The sequence below is a fragment of the Comamonas sp. B21-038 genome (genome assembly GCF_022387135.1).
Taxonomy (GTDB): domain Bacteria; phylum Pseudomonadota; class Gammaproteobacteria; order Burkholderiales; family Burkholderiaceae_C; genus Comamonas; species Comamonas sediminis.
Genome location: NZ_CP092462.1, coordinates 686,327 through 699,156 on the forward strand (window position 1 = coordinate 686,327; position 12,830 = coordinate 699,156).

The 12,830-nt window shown below is 64.9% G+C and carries 12 protein-coding genes; 11 read left to right on the forward strand and 1 reads right to left on the reverse strand.

Annotated features, from left to right (window positions below; translation table 11 throughout):
- The first annotated feature begins 260 nt into the window (after nucleotides 1-260).
- Genes MJ205_RS03120 through MJ205_RS03160 form a run of 9 tightly spaced genes read left to right on the forward strand, consistent with a single transcriptional unit; the run spans nucleotide 261 to nucleotide 8,670 of the window.
- On the forward strand, nucleotides 261-1,247 hold the full coding sequence (locus MJ205_RS03120; protein WP_239811142.1) for an NAD(P)H-dependent flavin oxidoreductase: 987 nt from the start codon (nucleotides 261-263) through the stop codon (nucleotides 1,245-1,247).
- 6 nt (nucleotides 1,248-1,253) lie between these two features.
- Nucleotides 1,254-1,988 (forward strand): enoyl-CoA hydratase/isomerase family protein, encoded by a 735-nt coding sequence (locus tag MJ205_RS03125; RefSeq protein ID WP_239811143.1) that lies wholly within the window; start codon nucleotides 1,254-1,256, stop codon nucleotides 1,986-1,988.
- A 2-nt stretch (nucleotides 1,989-1,990) separates the two neighbouring features.
- The gene (locus MJ205_RS03130; RefSeq protein WP_239811144.1) at nucleotides 1,991-3,187 is read left to right on the forward strand and encodes a CaiB/BaiF CoA transferase family protein; all 1,197 of its coding nucleotides are present in this window, start codon (nucleotides 1,991-1,993) and stop codon (nucleotides 3,185-3,187) included.
- A 47-nt stretch (nucleotides 3,188-3,234) separates the two neighbouring features.
- Nucleotides 3,235-4,218, forward strand: a complete 984-nt coding sequence (locus MJ205_RS03135; protein WP_239811145.1) for a Bug family tripartite tricarboxylate transporter substrate binding protein — start codon at nucleotides 3,235-3,237, stop codon at nucleotides 4,216-4,218.
- Nucleotides 4,219-4,235: 17 nt separating this feature from the next.
- Nucleotides 4,236-5,018: an enoyl-CoA hydratase/isomerase family protein gene (locus MJ205_RS03140; protein ID WP_239811146.1), complete on the forward strand. Its 783-nt coding sequence runs from the start codon at nucleotides 4,236-4,238 to the stop codon at nucleotides 5,016-5,018.
- On the forward strand, nucleotides 5,002-6,663 hold the full coding sequence (locus tag MJ205_RS03145; RefSeq protein ID WP_239811147.1) for an AMP-binding protein: 1,662 nt from the start codon (nucleotides 5,002-5,004) through the stop codon (nucleotides 6,661-6,663). Before MJ205_RS03140 ends, MJ205_RS03145 begins: the two co-directional genes overlap by 17 nt.
- On the forward strand, nucleotides 6,660-7,628 hold the full coding sequence (locus MJ205_RS03150; RefSeq protein ID WP_239811148.1) for a hydroxymethylglutaryl-CoA lyase: 969 nt from the start codon (nucleotides 6,660-6,662) through the stop codon (nucleotides 7,626-7,628). The genes MJ205_RS03145 and MJ205_RS03150 overlap by 4 nt, the downstream gene beginning before the upstream one ends.
- A 47-nt stretch (nucleotides 7,629-7,675) precedes the next feature.
- A complete protein-coding gene (locus MJ205_RS03155; RefSeq protein ID WP_239811149.1) occupies nucleotides 7,676-8,104 on the forward strand; it encodes a PaaI family thioesterase in 429 nt (142 codons plus the stop codon).
- A 17-nt stretch (nucleotides 8,105-8,121) separates the two neighbouring features.
- On the forward strand, nucleotides 8,122-8,670 hold the full coding sequence (locus MJ205_RS03160) for a MarR family winged helix-turn-helix transcriptional regulator (RefSeq protein ID WP_239811150.1): 549 nt from the start codon (nucleotides 8,122-8,124) through the stop codon (nucleotides 8,668-8,670).
- An 18-nt stretch (nucleotides 8,671-8,688) separates the two neighbouring features.
- Here the strand turns inward: MJ205_RS03160 and MJ205_RS03165 are convergent, their stop codons facing one another.
- Nucleotides 8,689-9,744, reverse strand: a complete 1,056-nt coding sequence (locus MJ205_RS03165; RefSeq protein ID WP_239811151.1) for a LacI family DNA-binding transcriptional regulator — start codon at nucleotides 9,742-9,744, stop codon at nucleotides 8,689-8,691.
- Between the two features lie 116 nt (nucleotides 9,745-9,860).
- Between MJ205_RS03165 and MJ205_RS03170 the strand changes: the two genes are divergently transcribed.
- The gene (locus tag MJ205_RS03170) at nucleotides 9,861-10,880 is read left to right on the forward strand and encodes a TRAP transporter substrate-binding protein (protein WP_239811152.1); all 1,020 of its coding nucleotides are present in this window, start codon (nucleotides 9,861-9,863) and stop codon (nucleotides 10,878-10,880) included.
- 36 nt (nucleotides 10,881-10,916) lie between these two features.
- Nucleotides 10,917-12,803, forward strand: a complete 1,887-nt coding sequence (locus MJ205_RS03175) for a TRAP transporter large permease (protein WP_239811153.1) — start codon at nucleotides 10,917-10,919, stop codon at nucleotides 12,801-12,803.
- Nucleotides 12,804-12,830 lie beyond the last annotated feature (27 nt).

A 12,830-nucleotide genomic window follows, 5' to 3' on the forward strand; every position in this document is an offset into this window, starting at 1 on the left:
CTCGGCATGGCGGCGCCCGCATGTTCTCTGCATGGAACGCGCAGATCTTTCGGACCCCGGTGCAAGTGCCATTTCCCGGAATAAAGGCTCGTCAAAAAAGTTGATGATATCCAGCATCTAGTTTCATTTATCAACTTGTTGAGTGTTTTTCATTGGAGAGAAGTCGGAGAATTTTTTCAGATCGATTGTTGGAAAGGGTCTTGTAGCCTGCATAAAAGTAGTTTAAAGTTTCAACTACTTTTGAATTTCACGGAGTTCTCATGGCGAATCGGATCACCCGCCTGCTGGGTATACGGCATCCCATCTTGCAGGCGGGCATGAGCTGGGCTTCATCGAATGCGGCACTGCCTGCGGCGGTCTCCAACGCGGGGGGGCTGGGGGTGCTGGCGGCAGGCCCGCTGCGCCTGGAGGACTTCATCCGCATCCTCGATGCGCTGGCGGGCGCGACCGACAAGCCCTATGCGGTGAACATTCCGTTGTACCGGCCCCAGGCGGCAGAGATTCTGGATGTGATGGTGGCACGCCAGGTGCCGGTGGTGATTGCCTCGCAAGGGGGTCCCAAGGCGCAGCTGCCGCGTTTTCGGGACTATGGCGCTGTGTGGATCCAGGTGGTATCGACCTTGGAGCACGCCAGGAAGGCCGAGGCTGCAGGTGTGGACGCGCTGGTGGTGGTGGGCGCTGAAGCCGGTGGCCATCCGCCTGCCAATGAGGTGAGCACGCTGGTGACGGTACGCCGTGTGCTGCAGGAGGTGTCGATTCCGGTGATTGCCGGTGGCGGGGTGGCCGATGGTTGGGGCATTGCTGCCTTGCTCGCGCTGGGTGCCGATGCGGTGCAGTTGGGTACACGCTTTTTGCTGACGGACGAAGCGGCCGTGCATGACCACTACAAGGCGGCGGTGCTGGCAGCCGATGTGCACGACACGGCCTTGATCGGACGCAGAAGCCTTCCGGTGCGGGGCTTGCGCAATGCCTTTGCCCAGGCCATTTTTAATGCCGAGCGCGACCAGATCGCGCAGGACGATTACGACGCCTTGTTCAAGAAGAGCTCGCTCAAGCAAGCAGCGCTGGACGGGGATATTGAATGGGGCAAGGTCGAGCTGGGGCAGTCGGCTGGCCTGGTCTCGCAGATCCAACCCGCTGCGCAGGTGATGGCGCAACTGGTGCAGGAATTGGCGCAGGCCAGCACGCGCCTGGCGGGCATGGAACTGGCCGCCCCCCACAACCACTTTGACAACCAACCGCTCTGATCCGCTATGCAACATCTCTTGATGGAAGACCGTGGTGCCGTTCGCATCCTCAAGTTGAACCGCCCTGAAAAGCACAATGCGCTCAACACCGTGCTGACCCAGGAACTGCTCGATGGCCTGCGCGCGGCAGACCGTGATCCTGCTATCCATGCCGTGGTGCTCACCGGGGCGGGCAAGTCGTTTTGCGCAGGGGCCGACACGACCGAGTTTTCTGCACTCACCCCCGAAGACCCGCAGGCGGTGACCGCCCGGGCAGATCTGACGACGGCCTTGCATCTGGTGTTCTCGCAGATGAACAAGCCGGTGATCTCGGCCGTGCGGGGCAATGCGCTGGGCGGCGGGGCCGGGCTGGCGATTGCCTGCGATCTGGCGGTGATGTCGGAGACGGTGCGCTTTGGGTATCCGGAGCTCAAGCACGGCATCGTTGCGGCGGTGGTGATGGCCAATCTGGTGCGCCAGGTGGGGCGTAAGCAGGCTTTTGAGCTGGTGGCGCTGGCCGAGCCGCTGGATGGCCAGGGGGCCAAGGCCATGGGCTTGTGCAACCGCGTGGTGCCGGATGCGCAGGTGTTGGACACGGCCTTGCAGATGGCGCACACCATGGCAGGCTGGAGCCCGGTGGCCATGGCCACGACCAAGCGCAGCTTTCACCGGGCCGCCGATCTGGCTCTGGGGCCCGCATTGGAAGTGGGGCGTGACGCCAATGTGATGATGCGCGGCTTTCGCAAAGCGAAGGAGGCCTGAACATGCGTCCGTTGGAAGGCATCACCATTCTGGATCTGTCGCGGGTGCTCGCCTGCCCCTTCGCGTCGATGATTCTGGCGGAGCTGGGGGCGGAGGTCATCAAGATCGAGCAGCCCGTCGCCGGGGACGAAACCCGCTCCTTCGAGCCCAAGGTTGCCGGGGAGGGCGGCGAGGTCTCTGCCTACTACCTGGCCTTCAACCGCAGCAAGCGGTCAGTGACGGTGAACCTGCGCTCCGAGCAGGGGCAGGCGGTGGTGCGCCAGCTGGCCGCACAGGCCGATGTGGTGCTGGAGAACTTTCCGGTCGGCAATCTGCGCAAGTATGGCCTGGACTACCCCGCGCTGCGCGCCGTCAACGACCAGCTGGTTTACGTGAGCTGCACCGGTTTTGGCATGACGGGGCCCTATGCCCAGCGAAAGGGCTATGACACGGTGTTCCAGGCCATGGCCGGCATCATGAGCCTGACCGGGGAGCGCGGTGGCGGCCCCGTCAAACCCGGTTTGCCGGTGGCCGACCTGAGTTCCGGGCTGTGGGTGGCGATTGCGGTGCTGTCGGCGCTGACGGGCCGCGCCAAGTCGGGCAAGGGCAGCCATGTGGACTTTTCGATGTTTGACGGCCAGGTGGGCTTGCTGTCGCTGGCCGCTGCTCGCTGGTTTGCGCTGGGCGAGGTGCCCGAGCGGCTGGGCACGGAGCACCCGGGGCGCATCCCTTCTGCGGCCTTTGTCTGCGCCGACGGCAAGTGGGTGCAGATTACCGGCAGCGACCAGCACTGGGCGCCGCTGTGCAACCTGCTGGGCCTGGAAGCCTGGGCCGCCGATGCCGCACTTGCCAGGAATGCGGAGCGCCTGGCGCGCCGCGAAGAGGTGATGGCGGGGCTGCAGGCGGCCATTGCGCAGCTTGACCGCGATGAGCTGTGCCGCCGCTGCGATGCGGTGGGGGTGCCCGCCGGCCCCATCTTGCAAGTCGATGAGGTGCTGGGCAATGCGCATGTTGCCGCACGCGGCATGGTGGTGGAGTACCCGCATCCGCAGATTGGCAGCTTCCGTGGCCTGCGCATTCCATTCCGCTTTGACGGCTTGGACGACCCCGAGGTTCAGCGCCCGCCGCTGCTGGGTGAGCACACCGAGGAGGTGCTGCGCGAGCGCTTGGCGATGGGTGCGGACGAGATTGAGCGATTGCGTGCAGACGGCGCGATCTGAGACTCAGCCAGGTAACTAGGTGACATCAAAAAATCAAGGAGACAAGCATGTTGAAATTTCGTCGTGCGCTGATCGGGGTGGCGGTGCTTGCCGCTGCCGGCCTGGCGGCACCGGGGGCGATGGCCCAGGGCGACTACCCGTCGCGCCCCATCGTCCTGGTCAACCCCTATGCCGTGGGCGGCTCTGCCGACCTGTTGGGGCGGGCGCTGGCCAAGGAACTGGGCGATCTGCTGGGCCAGTCGGTGGTTGTGGAGAACAAGGCGGGCGGAGGTGCATCGATCGGGGCGGCCTTTGTGGCCAAGGCGGCGCCGGATGGCTACACCTTGCTGCTGGGCACGGCGGCGGCGCATACCGTGACCCCGCTCGCGACCAAGGTGGCCTACCACGGCGTCGACGATTTTGAGTTCATCGGCATGGTGGCGAATGTGCCCAATGTGCTGACGGTGCATCCTTCGGTGCCGGTCAAGACGCTCAAGGAGTTCATTGCGCTGGCCAAGTCCGAGCCGGGCAAGCTGAGCTATGCGTCTGCCGGCATGGGCTCGTCGCCCCACATCGGTGCGGAAACCTTCAAGCATGCAGCCGGGGTGGAACTGCTGCATGTGCCGTACAAGGGCGCAGCCCCGGCGGTGAACGACATGGTGGCGGGCGTGGCCCAGGTCGGGTTTCTGAACATCTCGGCGGTGCTCCCCTTTGTCAAATCCAACCGCTTGCGCGCCCTGGCCTATGGCGGCAGCAAGCGCTCCCCGGACATGCCGGATGTGCCGACTTTTGCAGAGGCAGGTGTTGCCAACAGCGAAATGGGCAGCTGGTATTCGCTCGCCGCGCCGGCCAAGACGCCAGCGGCGGTGGTGGACAAGCTGGCAGCCGCGTTGCAGACGGTGCAGTCCAAGCCAGAGTTCAAGAAGCTGCTGCTGGCCCAGAACGCGGAGCCCATGCCGCAAATGAAGGCGCAGGCGGCCGAGTTCATCCGGGTGGACGGAAAACGCCTGGCCGAGCTGGTGCAGGCCACCGGCATGAAATTGCAAAACTGAGACCGAGGTTGTTGAGTATGCAGACATTTCCTGAGTTCAGCACCCTGCGCATAGACGTGGATGCTGCGGTTGCCACCCTCTGGTTGGCCCGGCCTGAAAGCCGCAATGCGTTGAATGTGGCCATGTGCCAGGAGCTGGTCGAGGCCTGCGATGCCCTGGAGCAGGCCGATACGGTGCGCGTCATCGTGGTGCGCGGTGAAGGCGTCGCGTTCTGCGCGGGGGCCGACCTCAAAGAGCGGCAGGGCATGAGCCCCGCAGAGATCATCGCGCGCCGGGTCAATGGATTCACCGCCTATGCGGCGATCGAAGCGCTGTCCAAACCCGTCATTGCCGCCATCCAGGGACCGGCCTATGGCTCGGGCTGCGAGATTGCGGCGGCCTGCGACTTTGTGCTGGCCGATACTTCTGCCGCCTTCAAGTACCCGGAAGTGGGCTGGGGCACGGTGGGTGCGACCCAGCGCCTGCCGCGCATGGTGGGGCGGCGCATGGCCAAGGAATTGCTGTTCACCGGTCGCGTGGTCGGCGCCCAGGAGGCCTTGCAACTGGGCATGGTGAACCATGTGTTCAGCAGCGATGCGTTCGACGCGCAGGTCAAGGCAATGGCGCTGCAGATCGCGGCCGCCCATCCGCTCACCGTGGCGCTGACCAAGCACAGCATTGATGCCGGCTTGGACACCACCCGCGAAGGGGCGATGGCGGTGGAGCTGCTCGCCATCCAGAAGAATCTGCGCCGCAGCGACTGGAAGAAGGCCATCGCAGGCTTTGGCAAGAAAGGAGATGGCGATGCAGCTGCTCAATGACGCGCTGGTGCCGGTACCCGTCACCCTGGCACAGGTGTTGAATGCGCTGTGCCAGCAGCGCGGCCAGGCACAGGCCTATGGGGGGCCGGGCGAATGCTGGAGCTGGGCGCAGATCAGCGCACAGAGCCGGCGCATCGCAGCCGGCTTGCATGCTGCCGGCATTGGCAAGGGTGACCATGTGGGCCTGATGCTGGGAAACTCCGGCGAGTGGATCGCTGCCTTTTTTGCCTGTGCCACGGTGGGGGCGGTGACGGTGCCGGTCAATACCCGCTTCAAGGCTGATGAGCTCCAGTTCTGTCTGAAGCAGGCCGATGTCCGGCTCCTGGTCCATGCGGACAGCTTTCTGGGCATCGACTTCACGGGCCTGCTGCGCCAGGTGGAGCCCGCCATCGATACGCAGTTGCCCGGTGCGGCGCTGCCCCAGCTGCGCCAGGTGGTGTGCATCGGCGGCAATGGCCATGCTGCGGGGGTGACCTCGTATGAGGCATTTCTGGCAGCCGGCGCACCGGTGGGCGGTGCGGCGCTGGACGCGCTGGCAGCGCAGGTGCAGCCGGACGACATTCTGCTGATCCAGTACACCTCGGGGACCACCTCGTTCCCGAAGGGCGTGATGCTGACCCATGCCAACATGCTGGGCGACGCGGCCTGCGTGGCCCGGCGCATGGGTGTGACGGCCGATGACCGCTACTTCAGCATCCGGCCGTTTTTCCATGTGGCGGGCAGCACCTTGTCGGTGCTGGTGTCGCTGGTGTCGGGCTGCTGCCTGCTCAGCTTGCCCAAGTTTGATGTGGCACAGGCGCTGGAGGTGCTGGAGCGCGAGCGTTGCACGCTGACATCGGGCAACGACACGATCTTTCTGATGCCGATGGGGCATGCGGCGTTCGATGCCTCACGCCTGCATCTGAGAGGCGGCTGGGCGGCGGCGGGGCCGGAGGTGATGCAGAAGATCCGCGATGTGATGGCGGTGCCGCATGTCTGCAATGCCTATGGCCAGTCGGAGGCTTCGCCCAACGTGCTGCTGAGCGACCACGACGATGCGTTTGAGCTGCGCCGGGATGGCTTCATGCTGCCCCACCCGGGGGTGGAAGTTCGGATTGCCGATGCGCAAACGGGCGCGCTGGTGGCGCCTGGCCAGGGGCAGGGCGAGATCCAGGTGCGCGGCTGGAACGTGATGCGTGGCTACTACAACATGCCCGAGGCCACCGCCAAGGCGATGACCGGGGACGGCTGGCTGCGCACCGGCGATATGGGGGAGCAGCGTGCCGATGGCCGCTTTCGCATGGTCGGGCGGCTCAAGGACATGTACCGCGTGGGCGGCGAGAACGTGGCACCGGCCGAGGTCGAAGAGGTGCTGCACGCCCACCCTGCGGTGCAGCAGGCGCAGGTCATTGGTGTGCCCGATGCCCGCCTGGGGGAAGTGACCGGTGCCTTTGTGCTGCTCAAACCCGGCCAGCAGGCCAGTGGCGATGAGCTCATCGCCTGGTGCAAGGCGCGCTGTGCGAATTTCAAGGTGCCTCGTTACCTGGAGCTGGTCGACAGCTTCGAGCACATCGGCATGACGGGCAGCAGCAAGGTGCAGAAGAACAAGCTGCGCGCGCACGCACTGCAGCTGTGGAAGATCCAAGCCGACACGGTGGCCGCATGACGCTGAACGCTTCTATCCCCCGCGAAGACGATGGGCGCGATGTGGTCCTGTGCGAATGCTTTGCACGCGATGGCCTGCAGCATGAGGCGGCGATGCTGTCCACCGCCACCAAGGTGGACCTGATCCGGCGCTTTGCCGACCTCGGGTTCGCGCGCATCGAGGCGACCTCGTATTCCAACCCCAAGGTGATTCCCCAGTTTGCCGATGCCAGCGAGCTGCTGCAGGCGCTGCCGCGTGCGGCGGGTACGTTCTACAAGGCGACCTGTGCCAATCTGCGCGCGGTGGAGCGGGCACTGGCCGACCGCGAGGCCGGCCATGGCGCCAACGAGATCAGCCTGCTGGTATCGGCCACCGACACGCATTCGTTGAAGAACCTGGCCCGCAGCCGGGCCGACCAATGGCAGAACATTGCGCAGATGGCCGCAGCCGCTGGAGGGCAGTTCCGGCTGATCGGGACGATCTCGATGGCCTTTGGCTGCCCTTTCGAAGGCGGGGTCGACCCGGACAGTGTGCTGGCGGATGTGGGGCGCTTCCGGGATGCCGGGGTGCGCCATGTGACCCTGGGCGACACGACCGGCACGGCCACGCCGCGTATGACGGCAGAGCTGTTCCGGCGCATGCGCGTAGCCTACCCCGATGTGACGCCGGTTGCGCATTTCCATGACACGCGGGGCACCGGCCTGGTGAACTACGTGGCTGCGCTGGATGCCGGTGTGCGGCACTTTGACTGCGCGATGGGCGGTGTGGGGGGCCATCCTGCCAAGGTGAAATACGGCGGCGGCCACACGGGCAATGTCAGCAGCGAGGACCTGATCGACCTGTTCGAAAACATGGGAGTCAAGACCGGCATCGACATGCAGGCCTTGCTGGAGACCGCCGAGCGGTGCGAAGCGGTACTGGGGCGGGAGCTGCATGCCCGCGTCGTGCGCAGCGGCTTGAACCCTTTGCGCAGTGCAGTGCGATGAGTAGCGCAGGTATTTTTGGAGGACCGATGCCGCCCCAGTCCACGGGTATGACTGCTGCCGACCCTGTGCCAGCGCCCACCGCCTTGCCGGACGTGGCGCCGTTTGCCCAATGGTTAGGGTTGGAGACCGAGACGGCCGCCGAAGGGCGCGCCCTGCTCCGGCTTGCGCCGCACAAGGAGCTGCTCAACCGGCGGGGCGCCATCCATGGCGGGGTGCTCGCCAGCATGCTTGACAGTGCCATGGCACGTGCCAGCCGCACGCTGGACGGGGTGGAGGAGCTGGGGGGCACGACTGACCTGCATGTGCAGTACATGCAGCCGGCAGAAGGCGAGCTCAAGGTCAGCGCCTGGGTGGCGCATGCGGCCCAAACCCTGGTGTTTTGCCGGGCCGAGATCCGCGATGCGGCCGACCGCCTGGTGGCTTCAGGCACCGCGTCGCTCAGAATTCGCCGAAAACGGGGCCAATGGTCTCCGTGATTTTCTATACTTCAGGAATGCCCAAAACAGACCGCATGCCTTCCGCAGAGGCTCAGGAGCCCAGGACCGCCAGCCATTTCAAGGAGCTGGTGTCGTTCCGCCTGAACATGCTTGCCAGCCATTGGAGCCGCCTGGCTGCAGAGTCGAACCAACGTGATTTCGAGCTGGACCCCCGGGAATGGCGGATTCTGGGCATGCTGGGGGCGAATGCGCCGATGTCGCTGCAAGGCCTGGCGCGGGAGGTGAATATCGACAAGAGCCTGGCCAGCCGTGCGGTGTCTTTGATGATTGACCGGGGCCTGCTGCAGCGCGGCGCGGACCTGTCGGACGGACGGGGCGTGCAGTTGAGCCTCACGGCCAAGGGCAAGCAGCTCTACCGCAAGGTGTTCCCGAAGGCCGTCAAGCGCAATGAGGAACTGCTCTCGGTGCTCAGCAGCGAGGAGCGCGAGGTCTTCGACCGGGCGCTGGACCTGCTGACGGCGCATGCGCACGAGACCTTGGCCCGCGAGCGCGCGAAGGCGGCCAGACCCAAACGTAAAACGGGCGCGGTCATCGCCGCCGATTGAGGGGCAGGGCCAGGCCCCTCAAGGCAAATTCTCCCGAAAGATGACCTGGCTGCGCACGATGTCCACCGCCGTCATCGTGTCGAGCTGGTCGCGCAGATTGCTGAACATGCGGATGCAGCTCATGATGATGCCCAGGTGGCTTTGGGTGATGACGGCGTCCATCGTGCCGTTGATCAGCAGCGCGCGGGTGTCGGGGGTGAGGCCGTGGCCGATGAGGACGACCTGGTGCTCGCGGCCGGCTTCCTGCAGCGCGCGGCCTACTCCATCCGATGACCCCCCGATGTTGTAGATGCCGGCGATATGCGGGTGGCGCTGCAGCAGCTCCTTGGTCTGCTGGTAGTTGCGGGACGAGTCGTCGTAACTCTCGCGCAGGCCCAGGATCTGCATGTCGGGGAACTGCTCGGCATGCAGTTGCAGAAAGCCGCCTTCGCGCTCTTCATGCGCCAGGTAGCTGCGCGATCCTGCAATCAGCGCGATTTGCGCATCGCGGCGCTGGCTGCCGATAAAGCGGGCCAGCAGGTAGGCGGCGGTGCGGCCGGCGGCCCGGTTGTCCAGTCCCACATAGGCGATGCGGGCGCTGTTGTCCAGGTCGGAGATAACGGTCAACGTCGGCACGCCCCGCTCGGCGAGTTGCTGCACCGCTTCGCGCACTGCGGGGTGCTCGATGGCCATAAAGGCGATGCCCTGCACCCGTTTGCCCAGGCGCAGCAAGGTGGCGGCCAGCGCTTCGGGGTTGAAGCTCTCCACATATTCCACCTGGCATTTGACGTTGAAGGGCGCCTGGTGGCTTTCGGAAAAACCAATGGTGTCGCCCAGCATGCGCAGGTAGGGGTTCTGGCCTTGGGGCAGCACAAAGGCCAGCTTCCAGGGCGCGGACTGCGGCGCGGCATCGGCCAGCGCATCGGGCAGGTAGCCCAGCGCCTGGGCGGCCTGGTGCACCTTCTGCACGGTGATGGGGCGTACGCCGGGGCGCTGGTTCAGCACCCGGTCCGCGGTGGCGGTAGAGACGCCCGCCAGGGCGGCCACGGTCTTGAGCGTGAGGCGCTGCGTCGGCGCTGCGGGGCTATGAGGCATCAGAAAACATCAAATTCAATCATTTTGTGCGTTTGACTATAGCAAGCCGTTTGCCTATCTTCCAGTATGAGATCTGTGCCATTGCATCAATTCAAATCAAATATTAGGAGACAAGCATGAACGAACTCAGCCGCCGTTCCCTCATCAAGGGACTGACCGCCTTGCCTGCCGCAGGCATGGTGTCGGGCTTTCCATTGGTTGCGCGTGCCGCCGAGTTCTCGCTCAAATACGGCAACAACCTGCCGCTGAGCCACCCGCTCAACATCCGCGCGAAAGAGGCGGCGGACCGCATCCGCAAGGAAAGCAATGGCCGCGTCGAGCTGGCCATCTACCCCAACAACCAGCTGGGCGGCGATACAGACATGCTGGCGCAGGTGCGCTCGGGCGGTATCGATTTCTTCACGCCATCGGCGCTGGTGATTGCGACCCTGGTGCCGGCTGCGGCCATCAATGCAGTGGGTTTTGCGTTTACCAACTACGACCAGGTCTGGAAGGCGATGGATGGCCCGCTGGGCGCGATGGTGCGGGCCGAGATTGCCAAGCGCAAGCTCTATGCGTTCGAGAAGATGTGGGACAACGGTTTCCGCCAGACCACCAGCAGCAAGGGTGCGGTGCACAGCGCCAAGGATATGGATGGCCTCAAGATCCGCGTGCCGGTGAGCCCGATGCCGATTGCGATGTTCAAGGGCCTGGGCGCTGCACCGGCCAGCCTGCAGTTCTCCGAGGTGTACTCGTCGCTGCAGACCCGGATTGTGGATGCGCAGGAGAACCCGCTGCCCATCATCCAGGTGGCCAAGCTCTACGAGGTGCAGAAGTTCTGCTCGCTGACCAACCATATCTGGGATGGCTACTGGTTCATCGCCAACGGCCGCATGTGGGAGAGCCTGCCGGCCGATCTGAAGAAGATCGTGGCCACGGCGATCAACGATGCCGGCATGGCGCAGCGGGCGGATATCAGCCAGCTCAATGCCTCGGTACAGGCCGATCTGGCGAGCAAGGGCCTGCAGTTCAACCAGCCCGATGCGGAGAGCTTTCGCGCCGCGCTGCGCAGCTCGGGCTTTTACAAGGACTGGCAAGGCCGCTTTGGCAAGGACGTGTGGAGCCTGCTCGAAGGCGCCGTTGGCAAGCTCGCTTGAGCGATGCACTGATTCACGCCCTGAAAGAGCATTGCCATGTCCCACCCTGCAACCCCCGCGCTGGCGGGGCTCTCTGCTGCGCCGCCCGACAACGCCTTGGCCTCGCTGGCCCATAGAGTTGACCATGGCCTGGGCGCCATCGTCGAGACGGCAGCCGCCGCCCTGGTGCTGGCCGAAATCATCGTGCTGTTTGCCGGCGTGGTGGCGCGCTATGTGTTCCACCAGCCGCTGGTCTGGTCCGATGAGCTGGCCTCGCTGATGTTTCTGTGGCTGTCCATGCTGGGTGCCGTGGTGGCGCTGCGCCGGGGCGAGCACATGCGCATGACGGCATTCATCAACAACGTGCGGCCGGGCCTGCGCGCAGCGCTGGAAGCTTTTGCGCTGGCCGCATCGCTGGCCTTTTTGCTGATGGTGCTGGGCCCCGCCTACGAATATGCGGAGGAAGAGGCCTTTATCACCACCCCGGCGATGGAGCTGAGCAATGCCTGGCGGGCTGCTGCGCTGCCGGCGGGTATGGGCCTGATGGCCGTGGTGGCCCTGCTGCGGCTGCTGACGCAGAGCAGCTGGCAAAAGGCGTTGGCTGCGGTGGCGCTGGTGGCCGCGCTGGTGCTGCTGTTCTGGCTGTGCCAGCCGCTGTTCAAGAGCCTGGGCAAGTTCAACCTGGTGATCTTCTTTGTGCTGGTGGTGGCGGGCACGGTGTTTGCGGGTGTGCCGATTGCGTTCTCGTTTGCGCTGGCCACCTTTGGCTACCTGGCGCTGACCACACGCACGCCGCTGGTGGTGATGGTGGGGCGGCTCGATGAGGGTATGTCGCACCTGATCATGCTGGCGGTGCCGATGTTCATTTTTCTAGGCTCGCTGATCGAGATGACCGGCATGGCCAAGGCGATGATCCAGTTTCTGGCCAGTTTGCTGGGCCGCGTGCGCGGGGGCCTGTCATATGTGCTGATTGGCGCGATGTACCTGGTCTCGGGCATCTCGGGATCGAAGGTGGCCGACATGGCCGCGATTGCGCCGGTGCTGTTCCCCGAGATGAAAAAGCGCGGCGCCAAGGAGGGCGATCTGGTCGCGCTGCTGTCTGCTACCGGCGCGCAGACGGAGACCATTCCGCCGTCCATCGTGCTGATCACCATCGGCTCGGTCACCGGCATATCGATTGCCGCGCTGTTTACCGGCGGCATGCTGCCGGCGGTGGTGCTGGGCGCTGCGCTGTGCTGCGTCGTGTGGTGGCGCTACCGCAAAGAGGATCTGGGTGGTGTGGAGCGCTTCAGCGGCAAGCAGATTGGCCGCCTGCTGGTGATTGCGTTGCCGGCGCTGGCCTTGCCCTTTGTGATCCGCGCCGCGGTGGTGGAGGGGATCGCGACGGCGACCGAGGTCTCCACCATCGGCGTGGTCTATTCGGTGCTGGTGGGCCTGTTCATCTACCGCTGCTTTGACTGGCGGCGCCTCAAACCCATGCTGGTGGAGACTGCTTCGCTGTCGGGCGCGATCATGCTGATTGTGGGCTGCGCCACCGGCATGGCCTGGGGGCTGACGCAGTCGGGCTTCTCGGCCGACCTGGCCAAGGCGATGACCAGCATGCCCGGCGGCAGCTGGGGCTTTCTGGCGATCTCCATCGTCTGCTTCATCGTGCTGGGCAGTGTGCTCGAAGGCATCCCCGCCATCGTGCTGTTTGGCCCGCTGCTGTTCCCCATCGCCAAAGCGGTGGGCGTGCACGAGGTGCATTACGCGATGGTCGTTATTTTTTCGATGGGCATCGGCCTGTTTGCGCCGCCCTTTGGCGTGGGCTACTACGGCGCCTGCGCGATCAGCAAGGTCAACCCCAACGAGGGCATTCGGCCCATCGGCGGCTACATGCTGGCGCTGTTCGTCGGGCTGCTCTTTGTCGCGGCCATTCCCTGGATTTCCACCGGATTTTTATAAGCGGGCGGCAGCCCTGCGGCCTGCTTC

What these genes read in the sequence shown, in the direction of transcription:
- MJ205_RS03120 (WP_239811142.1), top strand. Translation starts at nt 261, where the DNA reads ATGGCGAATCGGATCACCCGCCTGCTGGGTATACGGCATCCCATCTTG.
- MJ205_RS03125 (WP_239811143.1), top strand. Translation starts at nt 1,254, where the DNA reads ATGCAACATCTCTTGATGGAAGACCGTGGTGCCGTTCGCATCCTCAAG.
- MJ205_RS03130 (WP_239811144.1), top strand. Translation starts at nt 1,991, where the DNA reads ATGCGTCCGTTGGAAGGCATCACCATTCTGGATCTGTCGCGGGTGCTC.
- MJ205_RS03135 (WP_239811145.1), top strand. Translation starts at nt 3,235, where the DNA reads ATGTTGAAATTTCGTCGTGCGCTGATCGGGGTGGCGGTGCTTGCCGCT.
- MJ205_RS03140 (WP_239811146.1), top strand. Translation starts at nt 4,236, where the DNA reads ATGCAGACATTTCCTGAGTTCAGCACCCTGCGCATAGACGTGGATGCT.
- MJ205_RS03145 (WP_239811147.1), top strand. Translation starts at nt 5,002, where the DNA reads ATGCAGCTGCTCAATGACGCGCTGGTGCCGGTACCCGTCACCCTGGCA.
- MJ205_RS03150 (WP_239811148.1), top strand. Translation starts at nt 6,660, where the DNA reads ATGACGCTGAACGCTTCTATCCCCCGCGAAGACGATGGGCGCGATGTG.
- MJ205_RS03155 (WP_239811149.1), top strand. Translation starts at nt 7,676, where the DNA reads ATGACTGCTGCCGACCCTGTGCCAGCGCCCACCGCCTTGCCGGACGTG.
- MJ205_RS03160 (WP_239811150.1), top strand. Translation starts at nt 8,122, where the DNA reads ATGCCCAAAACAGACCGCATGCCTTCCGCAGAGGCTCAGGAGCCCAGG.
- MJ205_RS03165 (WP_239811151.1), bottom strand. Translation starts at nt 9,744, where the DNA reads ATGCCTCATAGCCCCGCAGCGCCGACGCAGCGCCTCACGCTCAAGACC.
- MJ205_RS03170 (WP_239811152.1), top strand. Translation starts at nt 9,861, where the DNA reads ATGAACGAACTCAGCCGCCGTTCCCTCATCAAGGGACTGACCGCCTTG.
- MJ205_RS03175 (WP_239811153.1), top strand. Translation starts at nt 10,917, where the DNA reads ATGTCCCACCCTGCAACCCCCGCGCTGGCGGGGCTCTCTGCTGCGCCG.